A 21126-nucleotide genomic window follows, 5' to 3' on the forward strand; every position below is an offset into this window, starting at 1 on the left:
GTGTCAGCCCTCCGTGTTCTCGGTCGCGGTCGTCTCGGCCGCGGCGGTCGCCTCGGGGCCGGCGGCCTCGGCGACGGTCTGCTCGGGCGCGACCTCACCCGAGGTCACGGCCACGGTGCTGTCGCCGGTCTCCGGACCGGTCGACGTCTCGGCGGCGGCGCGGCCGGCCTCGGTACCACCGGCGGTGGTGCCGCTGGAGCCCGACCGGCGGGGGCGCTGCGGGCGCTCCCGGCGCTGCTGCCGGGCGGCGAGGGCCTCGAGGGCCTCGCGCTCGGCACGCGAGCCGCTGACGTCGCCCTTGTAGATCCACACCTTCACGCCGATGCGGCCGAAGGTGGTGCGGGCCTCGTACAGGCCGTAGTCGATGTTCGCCCGGAGGGTGTGCAGCGGCACGCGACCCTCGCGGTAGAACTCCGACCGGCTCATCTCGGTGCCGCCCAGGCGCCCGGAGCACTGCACCCGGATGCCCTTGACCTGCGGGCTGCGCTGGGCCGACTGCATGGCCTTGCGCATGGCGCGGCGGAAGCTGACGCGGCTGGACAGCTGCTCGGCCACGGCCTGGGCCACGAGCTGGGCGTCGGCCTCGGGGTTCTTGACCTCGAGGATGTTCAGCTGCACCTGCTTGCCGGTGAGCTTCTCCAGCTCGCCGCGGATGCGGTCGGCCTCGGCGCCGCGGCGGCCGATGACGATGCCCGGCCGGGCGGTGTGGATGTCGACCCGGACCCGGTCACGGGTGCGCTCGATCTCCACCTTCGAGATGCCGGCGCGCTCCATGCCCTTGGTCATGAGCTTGCGGATGGCCACGTCTTCCTTGACGTAGTCCTTGTACAGCTTGTCGGCGTACCACCGGGACTTGTAGTCGGTGGTGATGCCGAGGCGGAACCCGTGCGGGTTGACCTTCTGACCCACTAGCGGGTCCCTCCCCTCGTGTTGGAGCGCTGCTGCGTGCCCTGCTGCTGCGTCGCCGGGCCGGACTGGCCGGTGCGCCGGCGGGCGGTGCGGGACTTGCCGGCGAGGTCGGCGCTGGAGCCGACCTCGCTCACCTCGACGGTGATGTGGCTGGTCCGCTTGTTGATGCGGTAGGCGCGGCCCTGGGCGCGCGGCCGGATCCGCTTCATGGTCGGGCCCTCGTCGACGTAGGCGGCGCTGACGACGAGCGCGGCCGGGTCCAGCCGCAGGTTGTGCTCGGCGTTGGCGACGGCGCTGGCGACGACCTTGGCCACCGGCTCGCTGGCCGACTGCGGGGCGAACCGCAGGAGGGCCAGGGCCTCGTCGGTGGGCAGGTAGCGGATGAGGTCCACCACCCGGCGTGCCTTCATGGGGGTGACGCGGACGCCGCGGGCGACGGCCCGGGCGACCTGCGTCTCCTCTCCCAGCTGGGAAGTCATCTCAAGTCTCTCTCTCGGGACCGGGCTCAGCCGCGCCGCGACCGGCGGTCGTCCTTGACGTGACCGCGGAAGGTCCGGGTCGGAGCGAACTCGCCGAGCTTGTGCCCGACCATCGCCTCGGTCACGAAGACCGGGACGTGCTTGCGACCGTCGTGCACGGCGATGGTGTGGCCGAGCATGTCCGGGATGATCGTCGAGCGGCGGGACCAGGTCCGGATGACCGTCTTGGTGCCCTTCTCGTTCTGCGCGTCCACCTTCTTGAGCAGGTGGTCGTCGACGAACGGGCCCTTCTTCAGGCTGCGTGGCATGTCTGTCGGACTCCTCTAACCCGCTCAGCGCTTCTTGTTGGTGCGCCGGCGGCGCACGATCAGGGCGTCACTGGCCTTGCGCTTGCGCGTGCGGCCCTCCGGCTTGCCCTTCGGGTTCACCGGGTGGCGACCACCGGAGGTCTTGCCCTCACCACCACCGTGCGGGTGGTCCACCGGGTTCATGGCGACACCGCGGACGGTCGGGCGCTTGCCCTTCCACCGCATGCGGCCGGCCTTGCCCCAGTTGATGTTCGACTGCTCGGCGTTGCCCACCTCGCCGACGGTGGCGCGGCAGCGCACGTCGACGTTGCGGATCTCGCCCGAGGGCATGCGCAGCTGGGCGAAGCGGCCCTCGCGGGCGACCAGCTGGACGCTGGTGCCGGCGGAGCGGGCGATCTTCGCGCCACCACCCGGCCGCAGCTCGATCGCGTGCACGACCGTGCCGACGGGGATGTTGCGCAGCGGCAGGTTGTTGCCCGGCTTGATGTCGGCCGAGGGGCCGCACTCCACCGTGTCGCCCTGCTTCAGGCGGGCCGGCGCGATGATGTAGCGCTTCTCGCCGTCGGCGAAGTGCAGCAGCGCGATGCGGGAGGTGCGGTTCGGGTCGTACTCGATGTGCGCGACCTTCGCCGGCACGCCGTCCTTGTCCGCCCGACGGAAGTCGATGACGCGGTAGGCGCGCTTGTGGCCGCCGCCCTGGTGGCGAGCGGTGACCTTCCCGTGGACGTTGCGCCCGCCGCGACCGTGCAGCGGCCGGACCAGCGACTTCTCGGGGTGGTCGCGGGTGACCTCGGCGAAGTCGGCGACGCTGGAGCCACGGCGGCCCGGCGTCGTCGGCTTGTACTTGCGGATAGCCATTGCTGACTCGGTTCCTCTGTCTCTGGTCCGGCAGTCCGGGCTCAGGCGCCCGGGCCCCCGAAGATCTCGATCCGGTCGCCGGGCGCCAGCGAGACGATGGCCCGCTTGGTGTCCTTGCGCTTGCCGAGCTTGTTGCCCCGGCTGCGCTTGCGCTTGCCCTGGCGGTTGATGGTGTTCACGCCGAGGACCTTCACGTTGAAGACCTGCTCGACCGCGATCTTGATCTGTGTCTTGTTGGCCTCGGGCAGCACCACGAACGTGTACTGGTTCTCGTCCAGCAGCCCGTAGCTCTTCTCCGAGATGACCGGCGACAGCAGGACGTCCCGGGGGTCGCGGACGCTCACGCCTTCTCCTCGGTGGTGTCGATGGCCTCGTTCTGCTCGAGGTCCAGGTCGGTCGTGCCCTCGGCCGGCTGGATGGACGGGATGGCGCCGGGGATGTCCGGCGTCGTCAGGTCCGGCTTGGTCAGCGAGGTGCCGCCCTTGCCGCCGCTGCCGCTGTGCGGGCCGGCGACGAACTCGGCCAGCGCGGTCTCGGTGAAGACCACCTCGTCGCTGACCAGGACGTCGTAGGTGTTGAGCTGGCCGGCCTCGATCAAGTGCACGCGCGGCTCGTTGCGCAGGCTCACCCAGTTGAGGACGTCGTCGCGGTCGAGGACCACGAGCACCCGCTTGGCACCCGTCACGGCGTCGAGCGTGGCGATGGCCGCCTTGGTCTTCGGGGCGTCGCCGTCGACGAAGGTGGTGACGACGTGCACGCGGCCGGCGCGCGCCCGGTCGGAGAGGGCGCCGCGCAGGGCGGCGGCCTTCATCTTCTTGGGCGTGCGCTGCGAGTAGTCGCGCGGCTGGGGGCCGTGGACCGTGCCACCGCCGGCGAACTGCGGCGCGCGGATCGAGCCCTGCCGGGCACGGCCGGTGCCCTTCTGGCGGTACGGCTTGACGCCACCGCCGCTGACGGCGCCGCGCGTCTTGGTCGCGTGCGTGCCCTGGCGGGCCGCGGCCAGCTGGGCGACGACGACCTGGTGCATGAGCGCGACGTTCGCGTTCGCGTCGAACAGGTCACCGGGCAGCGTGACGCTGCCGGAGGTCTCCCCCGCCGGCGTGCGGACGTCGACCTGGCGGTCGGCGCGCGCCGCCTCGGTCGCGGTCGACTGGGTCACTGGTTGTCACTCCCCACGGGGCCACCCTTGACGGCCGAGCGGACGAGCACGAGGCCGCCCTTCGGGCCGGGGATGGCGCCCTTGATCAGAAGCAGGCCGCGCTCGGTGTCCACCTTGTGGACGGTGAGCGAGAGCGTCGTGGTCTTGACCGCACCCATGCGGCCGGCCATCTTCAGGCCCTTGAACACGCGGCCGGGGGTGGAGGCACCGCCGATGGAGCCGGGGTGCCGGTGCTTGCGCTGGGTGCCGTGGGCGGCACCGAGGCCACGGAAGCCGTGCCGCTTCATGACACCCGCGGTGCCCTTGCCCTTGCTGGTCCCGATGACGTCGACCTTGGCCACGCCGTCGAACACGTCGACGGTGAGCTCCTGGCCGGTCGTGTACTGACCGGCGTCCTCGGTGCGCAGCTCGACCACGTGGCGGCGCGGCGTCACGCCGGCCTTGGCGAAGTGGCCACCCTCGGGCTTGTTCACCTTGCGGGGGTCGATCTCGCCGAAGCCGAGCTGGACGGCCGAGTAGCCGTCGACCTCGGGGGTGCGCACCTGCGTCACCACGTTCGGGCCCGCCTTGACGACGGTCACCGGCACGATGCGGTTGTTCTCGTCGAAGACCTGGGTCATCCCCAGCTTCTCGCCGAGGAGCCCGCGGAACGTACTCGCCATGACTGGACTCGGTTCCTTACTGGATGTTCACGTCGACCGAGGCCGGCAGGTCGATGCGCATGAGCGCGTCGACCGTCTTCGGCGTCGGGTCGAGGATGTCGATGAGCCGCTTGTGCGTGCGCATCTCGAAGTGCTCGCGCGAGTCCTTGTACTTGTGCGGCGAGCGGATGACGCAGTACACGTTCTTCTCCGTCGGCAGCGGCACCGGGCCGACGACGCGCGCACCGGTCTTGGTCACCGTGTCGACGATGCGCCGCGCAGAGGCGTCGATCGCCTCGTGGTCGTAGGCCTTCAGCCTGATGCGGATCTTCTGTCCCGCCATCGCTGTCTCTCGCTCCTGCCGATCGCTGTTCTGCTAGCTGGGGAACGCCGGGTGCGTCCGGACGTCATCCGGTCCGGCCCCAGCGGGGAGGGTGGCGGTGCACACACGCAGCACGCACACCCGGGGACGGGCGGCGGCGCAGGGGTGCGCCGCCGCCCGTCGGGTGTTACTTGAGGATCTTGGTGACGCGACCGGCGCCGACGGTGCGGCCACCCTCACGGATGGCGAACCGCAGGCCCTCCTCCATGGCGATCGGCTGGATGAGCTCGACCGTCATCTCGGTGTTGTCGCCCGGCATGACCATCTCGGTGCCGGCCGGCAGGGTCACGACGCCGGTGACGTCGGTCGTCCGGAAGTAGAACTGCGGACGGTAGTTGTTGAAGAACGGCGTGTGACGGCCACCCTCGTCCTTCGAGAGGATGTAGACCGAACCCTCGAAGTTGGTGTGCGGGGTGATCGAGCCGGGCTTCACGACGACCTGGCCGCGCTCCACGTCCTCGCGCTTGATGCCGCGCAGCAGCAGACCGACGTTGTCGCCGGCCTGGCCCTGGTCGAGCAGCTTGCGGAACATCTCGACGCCGGTGACGGTGGTCTTGGTCGACGACGGGCGGATGCCGACGATCTCGACCTCCTCCGACACCTTGACGATGCCGCGCTCCACGCGACCGGTGACGACGGTGCCGCGACCGGTGATGGTGAAGACGTCCTCGACGGGCATGAGGAACGGCTTGTCGATCTCACGCTGCGGCTCGGGGATCGCCGTGTCGACGGCGTCCATGAGCTCCATGAGCTTGTCGCCCCACTCGGCGTCGCCCTCGAGGGCCTTCAGCGCCGAGACGCGGACCACGGGGACGTCGTCGCCCGGGAACTCGTACTCGGACAGCAGCTCGCGGACCTCCAGCTCGACGAGCTCGAGGATCTCCTCGTCGTCGACCATGTCGGCCTTGTTCAGCGCCACGACGATGTAGGGGACGCCGACCTGGCGGGCCAGGAGGACGTGCTCCTTGGTCTGCGGCATCGGGCCGTCGGTCGCGGCGACCACCAGGATGGCGCCGTCCATCTGCGCCGCGCCGGTGATCATGTTCTTGATGTAGTCAGCGTGCCCGGGGCAGTCGACGTGCGCGTAGTGACGGTTCTCCGTCTGGTACTCGACGTGGGCGATCGAGATCGTGATGCCGCGGGCCTTCTCCTCGGGCGCCTTGTCGATCTGGTCGAAGGCCGACGCCTCGTTGAGGTCCGGGTACTTGTCGTGCAGCACCTTGGTGATCGCCGCGGTCAGCGTGGTCTTGCCGTGGTCGATGTGCCCGATGGTGCCGATGTTGACGTGCGGCTTGGTCCGCTCGAACTTGGCCTTGGCCACTGGGTTCCTCTCCTCGTGGTCTCGCGTCGTGCGCGGGAACTCTGGGGTGGGCTTGCTGGGGGTGCCGGGCGGGGACGTACCCCGCCCGGCGGGTCACTCGCCGGTGGCCTTGGCGATGATCTCCTTGGCCACGTTCTGCGGGACCTCGGCGTACGAGTCGAACACCATGGTGTAGCTCGCCCGCCCCTGGGTGCGGCTGCGCAGGTCGCCCACGTAGCCGAACATCTCCGAGAGCGGGACCAGGGCCCGGACGACGCGGGCGCCGGAGCGCTCCTCCATCGCCTGGATCATCCCGCGCCGGGAGTTCAGGTCGCCGATGACGTCACCCATGTAGTCCTCGGGCGTGACGACCTCGACGGCCATCATCGGCTCGAGCAGGGCCGGGCTGGCCTTGCGGGCGGCCTCCTTGAAGACCATCGAGCCGGCGATCTTGAAGGCCATCTCCGAGGAGTCGACCTCGTGGTACTGGCCGTCGACGAGGGTCGCCTTGACGCCGACCATCGGGTAGCCGGCGAGGATGCCGTACTGCATGGCGTCCTGCATGCCCTGGTCGACCGAGGGGATGTACTCCTTCGGGATGCGACCACCGGTCACGGCGTTGACGAACTCGTAGGTCGGGCCGTCGCCGCTGACCTCGAGCGGCTCGATGCTGACCTGCACCTTGGCGAACTGGCCGGACCCACCCGTCTGCTTCTTGTGGGTGTAGTCGACCTTCTCGACCGCCTTGCGGATGGTCTCGCGGTAGGCGACCTGCGGCTTGCCGACGTTGGCCTCGACGCGGAACTCGCGCCGCATGCGGTCGACCAGGATCTCCAGGTGGAGCTCGCCCATGCCGGAGATGACCGTCTGACCGGTCTCCTCGTCGAGGCGGACCTGGAAGGTCGGGTCCTCCTCGGCCAGCTTCTGGATGGCGGTGCCGAGCTTCTCCTGGTCACCCTTGGTCTTGGGCTCGATCGCGACCGAGATGACCGGGGCCGGGAAGGTCATCGACTCGAGGATCACCGGGTTCTGCGGGTCGCAGAGGGTGTCACCCGTGGTCGTCTGCTTCAGGCCGACGACGGCGACGATCTGGCCGGCGCCCACGCCCTCGCGCTCCTCGCGCTTGTTGGCGTGCATCTGGTAGATCTTGCCGATCCGCTCCTTGCGGTCCTTGGTGCTGTTGAGCACCGGGGACCCGGAGTTGAGCCGGCCCGAGTAGACGCGGACGTAGGTCAGCTTGCCGAGGTGCTGGTCGGTCTGGATCTTGAAGGCCAGCGCCGAGAACGGCTCGTCCTCGTCGGCGTGCCGCAGGACCTCGGTCTCGCCGTCGAGGGCGGTGCCCACGATGGCCTCGATGTCCAGCGGGCTGGGCAGGTAGTCCACGACGGCGTCGAGCAGGGGCTGCACGCCCTTGTTCTTGAACGCCGTGCCGGTGAGCACCGGGTTGATCTGCGCGGCGATGGTCGCCTTGCGGATGGCGGCCTTGAGCTGGTCGACGGGGATGTCCTCGCCGCCCAGGTAGGCCTCCATGATCGCGTCGTCGGTCTCGGCGATCGTCTCGAGCAGCTTGTCGCGGTACTCGGCGGCCTGGTCGGCGAGCTCGGCGGGGATCTCCTCGATGGCGTAGTCCTCGCCCATCTTGGTCTCCCCGCGCCAGGTGAGCGCGCGCATCTGCACCAGGTCGACGACGCCGATGAAGTCGGCCTCGGCGCCGATGGGCAGCTGCAGCACGGCCGGGTTGGCGCCGAGCCGCTCGACCATCATGTCGACGCAGCGGAAGAAGTTCGCGCCGGTCCGGTCGAGCTTGTTGACGAAGCACATGCGCGGGACGCCGTACTTCTCCGCCTGCCGCCAGACCTGCTCGGTCTGCGGCTCCACGCCGGCGACACCGTCGTAGACGGCCACCGCACCGTCGAGCACGCGCAGGGACCGCTCCACCTCGACGGTGAAGTCGACGTGCCCCGGGGTGTCGATGATGTTGATGTCGTGGCCGTTCCAGGAGCACTTCGTCGCGGCGGACGTGATGGTGATGCCGCGCTCCTGCTCCTGCTCCATCCAGTCCATCGTGGCCGCGCCGTCGTGGACCTCACCGATCTTGTAGTTGATGCCGGTGTAGAAGAGGATGCGCTCGGTCGTCGTGGTCTTGCCGGCGTCGATGTGCGCCATGATCCCGATGTTGCGGGTCTTGGCGAGCTGGGCCTCGTTGCTGGCCATGTCTCACTCCTCTTTGTCTCTGGTCCGCGTGCGGTGGTCCGGGGGTGGCCCGGCGTCCCCGCCGGCGGGTGCTGGTGGACGGGTGTCACCAGCGGGGGTGCGACTACCAGCGGTAGTGCGCGAAGGCCTTGTTCGACTCGGCCATCTTGTGGGTGTCCTCGCGGCGCTTGACCGCGGCACCGAGGCCGTTGCTGGCGTCGAGCAGCTCGTTCATGAGGCGCTCGGTCATCGTCTTCTCGCGGCGCGCCCGGCTGTACTGGATCAGCCAGCGCAGGCCGAGGGTGGTGCTGCGGGAGGCGCGGACCTCGACCGGGACCTGGTAGGTCGCGCCACCGACGCGGCGGCTGCGGACCTCGAGGGCCGGCTTGACGTTGTCCAGCGCGCGCTTGAGCGTGACCACCGGGTCGGTGTCGGTCTTGGCGCGGCAGCCCTCGAGGGCGCCGTAGACGATCGACTCGGCGACCGAGCGCTTACCGTCGACGAGGACCTTGTTCACCAGCTGGGTGACCAGCGGCGACTGGTAGACCGGGTCGTTGACCAGCGGACGGCGCGGCGCGGGGCCCTTGCGCGGCATGTCAGCTCTTCTCCTTCTTCGCGCCGTACCGGCTGCGAGCCTGCTTGCGGTTGCGGACACCCTGGGTGTCGAGCGAGCCACGGATGATCTTGTAACGCACACCCGGGAGGTCCTTCACGCGGCCGCCGCGCACGAGCACCATCGAGTGCTCCTGCAGGTTGTGGCCGACGCCCGGGATGTAGGCGGTCACCTCGATGCCACTGGTGAGGCGGACGCGAGCGACCTTGCGGAGCGCCGAGTTCGGCTTCTTCGGCGTCGTGGTGTACACGCGGGTGCACACGCCTCGACGCTGAGGGGAGCCCTTCAACGCCGGGGTCTTGGTCTTCTCGACCTTGTCCTCGCGGCCCTTGCGGACCAGCTGGTTGATCGTGGGCATGGGTGGCCTGGATCTCCTACCTGCGCTGGGTCGTGCTGTGGACGGTGCTGCTGTCGTGTCGCCGGTGCCGGTCCTGCCGGGGTCGTCCGCCCGGGTCACGAGCCACTCACCGGTCCCCGCGGTCGGGCGTGTCGCCTTCCCCAGGACCGGCCGGCGGTCGAACCGGACTGGTCGCCCCCCGCGACTCGGCGCCGCCACCTCCGGACACCGTCCTCCGTGGACGGCCCACCGGGGCGGACCCGCGGCCAGGAGGCGGACCTCCGGACACCCAGGCGCACCGCGAACGGGAGCAGGCCCAGGGCACCCTGGGCACGGCTGACCACGATACCCGCGTGCTGGGAGGCGGTCAAAGCCGGGTCCCGGGAGCCGAGCGGGCAGGGTCTGCCTGCCACCCGGGCCCGTTCGACGGGGACAACGACGCGGCGCTGCCGGCCATTCCCGGCCGCCGCGGGGACCGTGCCGCACGGCCCCGGGGGAGGTCGCACCATACCGCGGCCGGGGCCGCGCGCCAGGGGACGTCGCCCGGGAGCGCGACCGCGCCTCCGTTCCCCGGTGGGCGCGCGACTGTCGGACCCTGCCCCTACCGTCGGTCCCAACGAGACCACTCACCGCTACGGAGGTCCTGGTGCTGATCGACACGGCGCGCGAGCTCAAGGCGCGGCTGTCCGCGCGCCTGGCCGAGGGCTTCCCCCCGGTCCGGGCCAGCGACCTCGGCGGCCGCGTGTGGACGCGGCCGGCCATCGGGCTGGCACCCGTCGCCCCCGGGCGGGTGCACCTCGCGATCCGCGTGGCGGCCGAGGACGACGCCCGGGTGCTGCTCACCGACCTCGACGACGTGGTGCGAGCCGAGATCGACGTCCGGGTGACCGGGCCGATAGTGCCGCTGTCCTCCCCCACCCCGGCGGAGCTGCAGCGGCGCACGCGCCCGCTGCACCCGGGACTGTCGGTGGCCCACCCGGCCGTCACGGCGGGGACGCTGGGCGGCTTCGTCCGGGTGGAGGGGCGGCTGGCGATCCTGTCCAACAACCACGTCCTCGCCGCCAGCGACGCCGGGGCGGTGGGGGACGCGGTGCTGCAGCCGGGGCCGGCCGACGGCGGCGTCCCGGCCGACCGGGTGGCCACGCTGACCGCCTTCGAGCGCTTCACCGAGGGGCGCAACAAGGTCGACGCCGCCGTCGCCGTCCTGGACGCGGGCGTCGAGGCCGAGCCCGGCCGGCTCCCCGGCGGCCCGCTGGCCGGCACCGTGGCCGACGGGCTGGAGGTGGAGCCGGACGAGGAGGTCGAGAAGGTCGGCCGCACCACCGGGCACACCCGCGGGCGGGTCACCGCGGTGGAGGTCGACGGGGTCGCCGTCCAGTACGACGACGGCGTGCACGTCTTCGACGACCAGATCGAGATCGAGGGCCTGTCGGGGCCGTTCTCCGCGGGCGGGGACAGCGGCTCGGTCATCTGGCGCAGTGCCGACCGCGTCCCGCTGGGCCTGCTGTTCGCCGGCAGCGACCAGGGCGGCCGCAACGGCGCCGGGCTGACCTTCGCCAACCCCCTGTCGACCGTGCTGGCCACCCTGGGGGCGGAGTGGGTCGCCTCCTGACCTCCTCCTGAGGTCGTCCCCCAGGTCAGGGGGATGTCGCTCCGGGCGGGAACGAGGCACCATGGGGAGGTGACCGAGCCCGCACGGCCGTCCGGGACCTCCCTCGTCCCGGGCACCCGGCGCGCGGGCGTCAGCGAGGAGACCTCGTGACCGACCGTGCCGCCGCCCGCGCCGCCAAGGGCGTCCTCGCCGACCAGCTCTCCGCCCAGCCGGGGGTCGTCGGCATCGGCCTGGCCCGGCGGGACAGCGGCTACGTCGTCAAGGTCGACGTCGCCGACGCCGACGCGGCCGGCTTGGTCCCCCGCGACGTCGACGGCGTCCGGGTCGTCACCGAGGTCGTCGGCGTCATCCGCCCGCTGCGCAGCCGCACCGCCTGAGCCCCCGGGCCCGCCCGCGCGCACCCGCTACGGTCGCCGGAGGCGCCGACGCGGGCGCCGCCGACCAGAGGAGTGCAGGTGCGCATCGGCATCCAGGCCAGTTACGCGGGGGGTTTCCAGGAGACGGCGGCGGAGATCGTCGACCTCGAGGCCGCCGGGCTCGACCTCGCGATGTGCGCGGAGGTCTACACCTTCGACGCCGTCAGCCAGCTCGGTTACCTGGCCGCCGTCACGCAGCGGGTCGAGCTGATGAGCGCGATCCTGCCGATCTACAGCCGGACGCCGGCCCTGACGGCCATGACCGCGGCCGGCCTGGACTTCGTCTCCGGTGGGCGGTTCACCCTGGGCCTGGGCGCCTCCGGCCCGCAGGTCATCGAGGGCTGGCACGGCGTCCCCTACGACGCCCCGCTGCAGCGCACCCGCGAGGTCGTGGAGATCTGCCGGCAGGTGTGGCGCCGCGAGCGGCTCGTGCACGAGGGGCCGAAGTACACGGTGCCGCTGCCGGCCGAGCAGGGCACGGGCCTCGGCAAGCCGCTGAAGCTGATCAACACCCCGGTGCGCGAGCGCATCCCGGTGATGCTCGCCGCGCTCGGCCCCAAGAACGTGGAGCTCGCCGCCGAGATCGCCGAGGTCTGGGAGCCGATCTGGTTCATGCCCGAGCGCGCCGACGACGTCTGGGGCGACTCGCTGCGCGCCGGGAAGGCCAAGCGCGACCCCGCGCTCGGGGACCTGCAGGTCATCTGCGGCGTCCCGGTGGCGATCGGCGAGGACGTCGACCACCTGCACGACCTGGTGCGGCCGCAGCTGGCCCTCTACGTCGGCGGCATGGGCGCCCGGGGGAAGAACTTCTACAACGACCTCGCCCGCCGCTACGGCTACGAGGAGGCCGCCGGGACCGTCCAGGACCTCTACCTGGACGGGAAGAAGGACGAGGCGGCCGCGGCGCTGCCCGAGGAGTTCGTCCGCAGGGTGTCGCTGATCGGGCCGGAGTCCTACGTGGCCGAGCGGGTGGCCGCCTACGCGGAGGCCGGTGTCACCACCATCGCGCTGCAGCCCCTGGACGACAGCCGTGAGGGCCGGCTGCGGACGGTGGAGACCATGCGGAAGCTGGCCGACCGCTAGGCCGGTGTTGCGTCACGTGACGCAGCCGCTCCCCTGACACGCGGAAGGGCCCCGCAGATCTCGCGATCTGCGGGGCCCTTCTCACGTGAGGTGCTGGAACGGCCTCCCTCAGGGGCCCGCCGTGAGCGTGCGAACGGTGGGGAGAGGGAGGTCCTTCGTCAGCCCCGCCAGTCGTACTCCTCGAGGCGCACGGCCTCACCGGAGCCCGACCCGAAGACGTCCGGGCTGTAGTACTGCCCGTCGTCGTACCCGGCCATCGTGTAGACGGCGGCGCGGGCCTCCTCGGTCGGCTCGACCGTGATGTTCCGGTAGCGGCTGATGCCCGTACCCGCCGGGATCAGCTTGCCGATGATCACGTTCTCCTTGAGGCCGAGGAGCGAGTCGCTCTTGCCCTGGATGGCGGCGTCGGTGAGCACCTTGGTCGTCTCCTGGAAGGAGGCGGCCGACAGCCACGACTCGGTGGCGAGCGAGGCCTTGGTGATGCCCATGAGCACCGGGCGGGCCGAGGCCGGCTCGCCGCCCTCGGCGACGACGCGGCGGTTCTCGGTCTCGAACAGCGTCCGCTCGACCAGCGCGCCGGGGAGGAACTCCGTGGCGCCCGAGTCGATGATGGTCACCCGCTTCAGCATCTGGCGGATGATCACCTCGATGTGCTTGTCGTGGATCGACACGCCCTGGCTGCGGTAGACCTCCTGGACCTCGCGGACCAGGTGCAGCTGCACCTCGCGCGGGCCCATGATCCGCAGCACCTCGTGCGGGTCCACCGCACCCTCGGTGAGCTGCTCGCCGACCTCGACGTGGGCGCCGTCCTCGACCCGTAGCCGCGACCGGCGCGACAGCTTGTCGTAGACGACCTCGTCGGAGCCGTCGTCCGGGGTGATGGTCAGCTTGCGGAACTGCTCGCCGTCCTCGATCCGGACGGAGCCGGCCAGCTCGGCGATCGGGGCCTTGCCCTTGGGGACGCGGGCCTCGAAGAGCTCCACGACACGCGGCAGACCGTGGGTGATGTCCTCACCCGCGACACCACCGGTGTGGAAGGTGCGCATCGTCAGCTGGGTGCCGGGCTCACCGATCGACTGGGCGGCGATGATGCCGACCGCCTCGCCGACGTCGACGAGCTTGCCGGTGGCCAGCGACCGGCCGTAGCAGGTCGCGCAGGTGCCCAGCAGGGACTCGCAGGTCAGGACGCAGCGGACCTTGACCTCGGCGACGCCGGCGTCGACCAGCTGGCCGATCAGCACGTCACCCAGGTCCTGGCCGGCCTGCGCGATCAGCGTGCCGTCCTCGGCCACCACGTCGGCGGCCAGGGAGCGGGCGTAGACGCTGGTCTCGACGTGCGCGTCCCGGGTCAGGACACCGTCGACGACGGTCGCGATCGGCATGACCACGCCGCGCTCGGTGCCGCAGTCCTCCTCGCGGATGATGACGTCCTGCGAGACGTCGACCAGCCGGCGGGTGAGGTACCCGGAGTCCGCGGTCCGCAGCGCGGTGTCGGCCAGACCCTTGCGCGCACCGTGCGTGGAGATGAAGTACTCCAGCACGGACAGACCCTCCCGGAAGTTGGCCTTGATCGGCCGCGGGATGATCTCGCCCTTCGGGTTGGCCACCAGGCCGCGCATGCCGGCGATCTGGCTGATCTGCATCATGTTGCCTCGGGCACCCGAGTTGACCATGACCCAGACCGGGTTGGTGGTCGGGAAGTTGTCCACCATCGCCTGGGAGACCTCGGCCCGCGCGCGGGTCCAGATCTCGATCAGCTCGCCGCGGCGCTCGGCGTCGGTGATGACACCGCGCTCGTACTGCCGCTCGATGCCCCGCGCCTCGGCCTCGTGCCGGTCGAGGATCTCCTGCTTGGCCGGCGGGGTGACGACGTCGTCGATGGCGATCGTGACGCCCGAGCGGGTCGCCCAGCGGAAGCCGGCCGACTTGAGGGCGTCCAGCGTCGCCGCGACCTGCACCTTGGGGTAGCGCTCGGCGAGGTCGTTGACGATCGCCCCGAGCTCCTTCTTCGGCACCTGGTAGTTGACGAAGCGGTAGTCCTCGGGCAGGGCCTCGTTGAACAGCACGCGGCCCAGGCTGGTCTCGACCAGCGCCGGGGCACCCGGGGTCCAGTCGGCGGGCTGCTCCCACGCGGGGTTGACCTTGCCGTTGTCGACGCCGAACACCTCGTCGAGGCGGATCAGCGCCCGCTCCTGCAGGCCCAGGGCGCCCTTGTCGAACGCCATGATCGCCTCGGCGGTCGACCCGAAGGCCGCCGGCCGGCCACCGTCGGCCTCGTGCCGGCTCGGCACCAGGGTGGTCAGGTGGTACAGGCCCAGCACCATGTCCTGGGTCGGCGCGGTGATCGGGCGACCGTCGGCCGGGCTCAGGATGTTGTTGCTGGACAGCATGAGGATGCGGGCCTCGGCCTGCGCCTCCGCCGACAGCGGCAGGTGGACCGCCATCTGGTCACCGTCGAAGTCGGCGTTGAAGGCCGTGCAGACCAGCGGGTGGATCTGGATGGCCTTGCCCTCGACCAGCTGCGGCTCGAAGGCCTGGATGCCCAGGCGGTGCAGCGTCGGCGCCCGGTTCAACAGCACCGGGTGCTCGGTGATGACCTCCTCGAGCACGTCCCACACGACGGGACGGGCGCGCTCGACCATGCGCTTGGCGGACTTGATGTTCTGCGCGTGGTTGAGGTCGACCAGCCGCTTCATGACGAAGGGCTTGAACAGCTCCAGCGCCATCTGCTTCGGCAGGCCGCACTGGTGCAGCTTCAGCTGCGGGCCGACGACGATGACCGACCGGCCGGAGTAGTCGACGCGCTTGCCGAGCAGGTTCTGGCGGAACCGGCCCTGCTTGCCCTTGAGCAGGTCGCTCAGGGACTTCAGCGGGCGGTTGCCCGGGCCGGTGACCGGACGGCCGCGGCGGCCGTTGTCGAACAGCGCGTCCACGGACTCCTGGAGCATCCGCTTCTCGTTGTTCACGATGATCTCGGGCGCGCCGAGGTCGAGCAGCCGCTTGAGCCGGTTGTTCCGGTTGATGACCCGGCGGTACAGGTCGTTCATGTCGCTGGTGGCGAAGCGGCCACCGTCGAGCTGCACCATCGGGCGCAGGTCCGGCGGGATGACCGGGACGCAGTCCAGCACCATGCCCATGGGCGAGTTGCGGGTCTGCTGGAACGCCGCGACGACCTTCAGCCGCTTGAGGGCCCGCAGCTTGCGCTGGCCCTTGCCGTTGCGGATGGTCTCGCGCAGCGAGGCGGCCTCGGCGTCGAGGTCGAAGTCGGCCAGCAGCTTCTGCAGGGCAGCGGCACCCATGCCGCCCTCGAAGTACTCGCCGAACCGGTCGCGCAGCTCCCGGTACAGGCCCTCGTCGGCGATGAGCTGCTTGACCTCGAGCTTGCGGAAGGTGTCGAGCACCTCCTCGAGGCGGTCGATCTCCCGCTGGGCGCGGTCGCGCAGCTGGCGCATCTCGCGCTCGCCGCCCTCGCGCACCTTGCGGCGGACGTCGGACTTGGCGCCCTCCGCCTCGAGCTCGGCCAGGTCGGCCTCGAGCTTCTGCTGGCGGGCCTCGACGTCGGCGTCGCGCCGGCTCTCGAGGTTGTGCTTCTCCGCGCTGATCTCGGCCTCGATGGTCGGGAGGTCGCGGTGGCGCGCCTCGTCGTCGACCGAGGTGATCAGGTAGGCGGCGAAGTAGATGATCTTCTCGAGGTCCTTGGGCGCCAGGTCGAGCAGGTAGCCCAGGCGCGAGGGGACGCCCTTGAAGAACCAGATGTGGGTGACCGGCGCGGCCAGCTCGATGTGGCCCATCCGCTCGCGGCGGACCTTGGCCCGGGTCACCTCGACGCCGCAGCGCTCACAGATGATGCCCTTGAAGCGGACGCGCTTGTACTTGCCGCAGTAGCACTCCCAGTCCCGCGTGGGACCGAAGATCTTCTCGCAGAAGAGACCGTCCTTCTCCGGGCGCAGCGTCCGGTAGTTGATGGTCTCGGGCTTCTTCACCTCACCGTGCGACCACTGGCGGATGTCGTCGCCGGTGGCCAGACCGATGCGGAGCTCGTCGAAGAAGTTGACGTCGAGCACTGAGTGGACCCCTTTCCCGGGGCTCGTTACTGCACTTCTAGTCGTTGGCTGGGGACGCCGGCCGGCCCGTCACGAGGAGGGCCGGCCGGCGGCCGATCACACGTCCTCGACGCTGGAGGGCTCGCGGCGGGACAGGTCGATGCCCAGCTCCTCCGCGGCCCGGAACACCTCGTCGTCGGTGTCACGCAGCTCGATCGCCTGCCCGTCGCCGGAGAGGACCTCGACGTTGAGGCAGAGCGACTGCAGCTCCTTGAGCAACACCTTGAACGACTCGGGGATGCCCGGCTCGGGGATGTTCTCGCCCTTGACGATGGCCTCGTAGACCTTGACGCGGCCCAGGATGTCGTCGGACTTGATGGTCAGCAGCTCCTGCAGCGCGTAGGCCGCGCCGTAGGCCTGCATCGCCCAGCACTCCATCTCACCGAAGCGCTGGCCACCGAACTGCGCCTTACCACCCAGCGGCTGCTGCGTGATCATCGAGTAGGGGCCGGTCGACCGGGCGTGGATCTTGTCGTCGACCAGGTGCAGCAGCTTCAGGATGTAGACGTAGCCCACCGAGATGGCCTCGGGGAAGGGCTCGCCGGAGCGACCGTCGAACAGCCGCGCCTTGCCGGTCTCCTGCACCATCCGGTTGCCGTCGCGGTTGGGGATCGTCGAGCCCAGCAGGCCGATGATCTCCTCCTCGCGGGCGCCGTCGAACACCGGCGTCGCGGTCCGGGTGCCCGGCTCCGCCTGGCGCGCCTGCTCGGGCAGGTTGGCCGCCCACTCGGGCGTGCCCTCGACCTGCCAGCCGGACTTGGCGATCCACCCGAGGTGGGTCTCGAGGACCTGGCCGACGTTCATCCGGCCCGGGACGCCGAGCGGGTTGAGGACGATGTCCACCGGGGTGCCGTCCTCGAGGAACGGCATGTCCTCCTGCGGCAGGATCTTCGCGATGACGCCCTTGTTGCCGTGGCGCCCGGCGAGCTTGTCGCCGTCGGAGATCTTGCGCATCTGGGCGACGTAGACCCGGATCAGCTCGTTGACGCCGGCGGGCAGCTCGTCGCCGTCCTCGCGCGAGAACACGCGGACGCCGATGACCTTGCCGGACTCACCGTGCTTGACCTTCAGCGACGTGTCGCGGACCTCGCGGGCCTTCTCACCGAAGATCGCCCGGAGCAGCCGCTCCTCGGGGGTCAGCTCGGTCTCGCCCTTGGGCGTGACCTTGCCGACGAGGATGTCGCCGGGGACGACCTCGGCACCGATGCGGATGATGCCGCGCTCGTCGAGGTCGGCGAGGACCTCCTCGGAGACGTTCGGGATGTCCCGGGTGATCTCCTCGGCACCGAGCTTGGTGTCGCGGGCGTCGACCTCGAACTCCTCGATGTGGATCGAGGACAGGACGTCGTCCTGCACGAGGCGCTGCGACAGGATGATCGCGTCCTCGTAGTTGTGGCCCTCCCACGGCATGAAGGCGACGAGCAGGTTCTTGCCCAGCGCCATCTCGCCCTGGTCGGTGCACGGCCCGTCGGCGATGACCTGGCCGACCTCGACCCGCTGACCCTCCTCGACGATCGGGGTCTGGTTGATCGAGGTGCCCTGGTTCGAGCGGCGGAACTTCAGCAGCCGGTAGGTCTGCCGGGTGCCGTCGTCGGCCATGACGGTGACGTAGTCGGCGGTCGAGTCCTCGACCACACCGGCCTTCTCGGCCACCACGACGTCGCCGGCGTCGACGGCGGCCCGCAGCTCCATGCCGGTGCCGACCAGCGGCGCCTCGCTGCGCAGCAGCGGGACGGCCTGGCGCTGCATGTTGGCGCCCATGAGCGCGCGGTTGGCGTCGTCGTGCTCGAGGAACGGGATCATCGCCGTCGCGACCGAGGTCATCTGCCGCGGCGAGACGTCCATGTAGTCGACCTGCTCGGGCGACAGGTAGTCGACCTCACCGCCCTTGGTGCGGACCAGGACGCGGTCCTCGGCGAACCGGCCCTGGGCGTCCAGCGGCGAGTTGGCCTGGGCGACGACGAAGCGGTCCTCCTCGTCGGCGGTCAGGTAGTCGATCTGGTCGGTGACGACGCCGCTCTCGACCCGCCGGTAGGGGGTCTCGATGAAGCCGAAGGCGTTGACCCGGCCGTAGGCCGACAGCGAGCCGATCAGGCCGATGTTCGGGCCCTCAGGGGTCTCGATCGGGCACATCCGGCCGTAGTGGCTCGGGTGCACGTCGCGGACCTCCATGCCGGCCCGCTCACGCGACAGACCACCCGGGCCCAGCGCCGACAGGCGGCGCTTGTGGGTCAGGCCCGCGAGCGGGTTGGTCTGGTCCATGAACTGCGAGAGCTGGCTGGTGCCGAAGAACTCCTTGATGGAGGCGACGACCGGCCGGATGTTGATCAGGGTCTGCGGCGTGATCGCCTCGACGTCCTGGGTCGTCATCCGCTCGCGGACGACGCGCTCCATGCGGGAGAGGCCGACCCGGATCTGGTTCTGGATCAGCTCGCCGACGGTGCGCAGGCGGCGGTTGCCGAAGTGGTCGATGTCGTCGACGCCGTGGTCGGGCTCGCCGGCGTGCAGCCGCACGACGTACTCGATGGTGGCGACGATGTCGTCCTCGGTCAGCGTCAGGGTGCCCTGCGGGACCTCGACGCCGAGCTTCTTGTTCACCTTGTAGCGGCCGACCTTCGCCAGGTCGTAGCGCTTCGGGTTGAAGAAGAGGTTCTCCAGCAGCGCCTGGGCGCTCTCCCGCGTCGGCGGCTCGCCCGGCCGCAGCTTGCGGTAGATGTCGAGCAGGGCCTCGTCCTGCCCGGCGATGTGGTCCTTCTCCAGGGTGGCGAGGACGGTCGGCGACCACTGGAAGTGCTCGCGGATGCGGTCCTCGGTCCAGCCCAGCGCCTTGAGCAGCACGGTGACCGGCTGGCGGCGCTTGCGGTCGATGCGGACGCCGACGGTGTCGCGCTTGTCGACGTCGAACTCCAGCCACGCACCACGGCTGGGGATGACCTTGGCGCTGAAGACGTCCTTGTCGGAGGTCTTGTCCAGGGTCTTGTCGAAGTAGACGCCGGGGCTGCGCACGAGCTGCGAGACGACAACGCGCTCGGTCCCGTTGATGACGAACGTGCCCTTGTTCGTCATGATCGGGAAGTCGCCCATGAACACCGTCTGGCTCTTGATCTCGCCGGTGGTGTTGTTCATGAACTCGGCGGTGACGAACAGCGGCGCCGCGTAGGTCATGTCCTTGTCCTTGCACTCCTCGAGGGACGCCTTGACGTCCTCGAAGCGCGGGTTGGAGAAGGACAGCGACATCGAGCCGCTGAAGTCCTCGATCGGGGAGATCTCCTCGAGGATCTCGGCCAGGCCGCCGACGGCGGTCGCCTGCTCCTCGGGCGAGAGGGTGGCGCGCCACTCGGGGCTGCCGACCAGCCAGTCGAAGGACGCGGTCTGCAGGGCGAGCAGATCCGGCACCTCGAGGGGCTCGGAGATCTTCGCGAACGAGACGCGCAGCGGCGCGCCGGGGATCTTCTGCTGGTCGGCCTCTCCGGTGCGGGGGCCGGCCTGGGGAGTCTGGTTCTGCTGGCCGAAGCCGCCGGACTCGGTCGTGCTGGGGGAGATGCTGGTGGGGCGAGAGCCTGCCAAGATGCGTCCTTCCAAGGACCTCACGACGTGCGGGCGGTGGGTGCGGGTTCGTCCTGGGTCGTCGTCGGTGATGGCGGGGCTGTCCGCGGCGTCCGGCCCGCTGGGGAACGGGGTGTCGCCCAGGTGCCGGGAGGGGATCCCGGGCAGCCCAGGTGACCCGTCTCGGCGGGCAGGCAGTCAGGGGGCAGCGCAACAGAGAACCCTACCCCTGCTCGCGCACGCTGTCCACGTCGGGGGGTGGGGGGCGAGCCCCGCCACACTCCGGGAAGGACGGCGTCCGGCAGACCGGGCGGCGTTCCGCGCGGCCATGATGCCAGTCCGGGGGCCCCGCTGTCTCCGCCACGCCGCGCGGAGCGCGAGCCGGCCCGGCCCGCGGCCCCCGGATCAGCCGGTCGTGAGCAGGGTCAGGTCGCTGATCCTCCAGTCGCCGTCGACCCTCGCCAGCTGCACCTGGACGGTCTGGGTGCACGACTGCGCGCCCTCGGGGGTGACCGTGCACTCCGACCCCTCGGGGGCGGGCTGGGTCCCGCTGTTCACCGACTCGACGACGTACTGGCCGAAGACGACGACGGTCGCGCTGTCCTGGTCGTCGGAGACCTGCTGCAGGCCGACGTCGAGCACCTCGTACCGCGTGGTGGCCGACACCTGCTCGTAGGTGTCGACGATCCCGCCCTGGGACAGGTCCTGCTCGTACTGGTCCCGCAGGTCGCCGGTCAGGACGTCGAGCTTGCGCTGCACGCTGCCCTCGGAGTCCCGGTAGTCGTAGGCGTAGAGGGCCTGCACGTCCTCGCGCGCCGCGGCGAACACCGACGGCGAGACGTGCGCGGGGTCCAGCCGCTGCCAGGCCAGGAGGCCGACGAGACCGGCGGCGAGCACGCACAGCACCGTGAGGACCGCCACCAGCGGCAGCCGGCGAGGACGCCGCGACGACGGCTCGGGGACCGTGCGGGTCCGGGCCGGGCGCTCGGCGCGGGCGCGGCGGGCGCCGTGCCGGGCGGGCGCCTCGGCCGGCACCTCGGTGACGGATGCCTCCGGCGCCTGGGCGCGGGCCTCCTCCCGGTCCCGGCGGCTGCCGGCCACCCGGGGGCGCGGGGACGGGCGGGGCCGGTCCGCGCGCGGGCGCGGCGTGGGGCGGGGGCGCTCCCCCGGGGTCTCGCTCACGCCGG

Annotated in this window: 18 protein-coding genes; 3 read left to right on the forward strand and 15 right to left on the reverse strand. The window is 70.8% G+C overall.

Going from position 1 to position 21126, the window contains the following annotated elements:
* Nucleotides 1–3: 3 nt before the first annotated feature.
* The 12 genes from rpsC to rpsL all read right to left on the reverse strand — a co-directional run bounded on the left by rpsC (nt 4) and on the right by rpsL (nt 9200).
* Nucleotides 4–909, reverse strand: a complete 906-nt coding sequence (rpsC, locus tag ACFO3M_RS06620) for a 30S ribosomal protein S3 (RefSeq protein ID WP_387987745.1) — start codon at nt 907–909, stop codon at nt 4–6.
* On the reverse strand, nt 909–1388 hold the full coding sequence (gene rplV / locus ACFO3M_RS06625) for a 50S ribosomal protein L22 (RefSeq protein WP_456901392.1): 480 nt from the start codon (nt 1386–1388) through the stop codon (nt 909–911). The genes rpsC and rplV overlap by 1 nt, the downstream gene beginning before the upstream one ends.
* A gap of 26 nt (nt 1389–1414) precedes the next feature.
* On the reverse strand, nt 1415–1696 hold the full coding sequence (gene rpsS / locus ACFO3M_RS06630) for a 30S ribosomal protein S19 (RefSeq protein ID WP_089402109.1): 282 nt from the start codon (nt 1694–1696) through the stop codon (nt 1415–1417).
* 24 nt (nt 1697–1720) lie between these two features.
* Nucleotides 1721–2554 carry a 50S ribosomal protein L2 gene (gene rplB, locus ACFO3M_RS06635; protein ID WP_387987748.1) on the reverse strand — a complete coding sequence of 278 codons (834 nt, stop codon included), beginning with the start codon at nt 2552–2554 and terminating at the stop codon, nt 1721–1723.
* A gap of 41 nt (nt 2555–2595) precedes the next feature.
* The gene (rplW, locus tag ACFO3M_RS06640) at nt 2596–2898 is read right to left on the reverse strand and encodes a 50S ribosomal protein L23 (protein WP_100497379.1); all 303 of its coding nucleotides are present in this window, start codon (nt 2896–2898) and stop codon (nt 2596–2598) included.
* Nucleotides 2895–3713 carry a 50S ribosomal protein L4 gene (rplD, locus tag ACFO3M_RS06645; RefSeq protein WP_387987750.1) on the reverse strand — a complete coding sequence of 273 codons (819 nt, stop codon included), beginning with the start codon at nt 3711–3713 and terminating at the stop codon, nt 2895–2897. The genes rplW and rplD overlap by 4 nt, the downstream gene beginning before the upstream one ends.
* On the reverse strand, nt 3710–4375 hold the full coding sequence (gene rplC, locus ACFO3M_RS06650) for a 50S ribosomal protein L3 (protein ID WP_387987752.1): 666 nt from the start codon (nt 4373–4375) through the stop codon (nt 3710–3712). Before rplC ends, rplD begins: the two co-directional genes overlap by 4 nt.
* Nucleotides 4376–4391: 16 nt before the next feature.
* Nucleotides 4392–4697, reverse strand: a complete 306-nt coding sequence (gene rpsJ, locus ACFO3M_RS06655; protein WP_014742859.1) for a 30S ribosomal protein S10 — start codon at nt 4695–4697, stop codon at nt 4392–4394.
* 166 nt (nt 4698–4863) lie between these two features.
* Nucleotides 4864–6057 carry an elongation factor Tu gene (gene tuf, locus ACFO3M_RS06660; RefSeq protein WP_387987755.1) on the reverse strand — a complete coding sequence of 398 codons (1194 nt, stop codon included), beginning with the start codon at nt 6055–6057 and terminating at the stop codon, nt 4864–4866.
* 93 nt (nt 6058–6150) lie between these two features.
* Nucleotides 6151–8250, reverse strand: a complete 2100-nt coding sequence (gene fusA, locus ACFO3M_RS06665) for an elongation factor G (RefSeq protein WP_387987757.1) — start codon at nt 8248–8250, stop codon at nt 6151–6153.
* Between the two features lie 103 nt (nt 8251–8353).
* Nucleotides 8354–8824: a 30S ribosomal protein S7 gene (gene rpsG, locus ACFO3M_RS06670; protein WP_075013303.1), complete on the reverse strand. Its 471-nt coding sequence runs from the start codon at nt 8822–8824 to the stop codon at nt 8354–8356.
* Nucleotide 8825: 1 nt separating this feature from the next.
* Entirely contained in the window at nt 8826–9200 is a 375-nt protein-coding gene (rpsL, locus tag ACFO3M_RS06675; protein WP_012950487.1) for a 30S ribosomal protein S12, read from the reverse strand.
* Between the two features lie 625 nt (nt 9201–9825).
* Here rpsL and ACFO3M_RS06680 point away from each other — a divergent pair.
* The 3 genes from ACFO3M_RS06680 (at nt 9826) to ACFO3M_RS06690 (ending at nt 12290) form a co-directional block, all read left to right on the forward strand.
* Nucleotides 9826–10791 carry a chymotrypsin family serine protease gene (locus ACFO3M_RS06680; RefSeq protein WP_387987760.1) on the forward strand — a complete coding sequence of 322 codons (966 nt, stop codon included), beginning with the start codon at nt 9826–9828 and terminating at the stop codon, nt 10789–10791.
* A 146-nt stretch (nt 10792–10937) separates the two neighbouring features.
* Nucleotides 10938–11168, forward strand: coding sequence for a hypothetical protein (locus tag ACFO3M_RS06685; RefSeq protein ID WP_387987762.1), 231 nt, complete (start codon nt 10938–10940; stop codon nt 11166–11168).
* Between the two features lie 78 nt (nt 11169–11246).
* Nucleotides 11247–12290, forward strand: a complete 1044-nt coding sequence (locus ACFO3M_RS06690; RefSeq protein WP_387987764.1) for an LLM class F420-dependent oxidoreductase — start codon at nt 11247–11249, stop codon at nt 12288–12290.
* Between the two features lie 158 nt (nt 12291–12448).
* Here the strand turns inward: ACFO3M_RS06690 and ACFO3M_RS06695 are convergent, their stop codons facing one another.
* The 3 genes from ACFO3M_RS06695 to ACFO3M_RS06705 form a co-directional block, all read right to left on the reverse strand.
* Nucleotides 12449–16354, reverse strand: coding sequence for a DNA-directed RNA polymerase subunit beta' (locus ACFO3M_RS06695; protein WP_387987766.1), 3906 nt, complete (start codon nt 16352–16354; stop codon nt 12449–12451).
* A gap of 96 nt (nt 16355–16450) precedes the next feature.
* A complete protein-coding gene (gene rpoB, locus ACFO3M_RS06700; protein WP_456901394.1) occupies nt 16451–19960 on the reverse strand; it encodes a DNA-directed RNA polymerase subunit beta in 3510 nt (1169 codons plus the stop codon).
* Nucleotides 19961–20344: 384 nt separating this feature from the next.
* Complete coding sequence (locus tag ACFO3M_RS06705) at nt 20345–21121, reverse strand: hypothetical protein (RefSeq protein ID WP_387987768.1); 777 nt, start codon at nt 21119–21121, stop codon at nt 20345–20347.
* Between the last annotated feature and the right edge of the window lie 5 nt (nt 21122–21126).

Source organism: Geodermatophilus arenarius (assembly GCF_042654585.1).
GTDB classification, from domain to species: domain Bacteria; phylum Actinomycetota; class Actinomycetes; order Mycobacteriales; family Geodermatophilaceae; genus Geodermatophilus; species Geodermatophilus arenarius.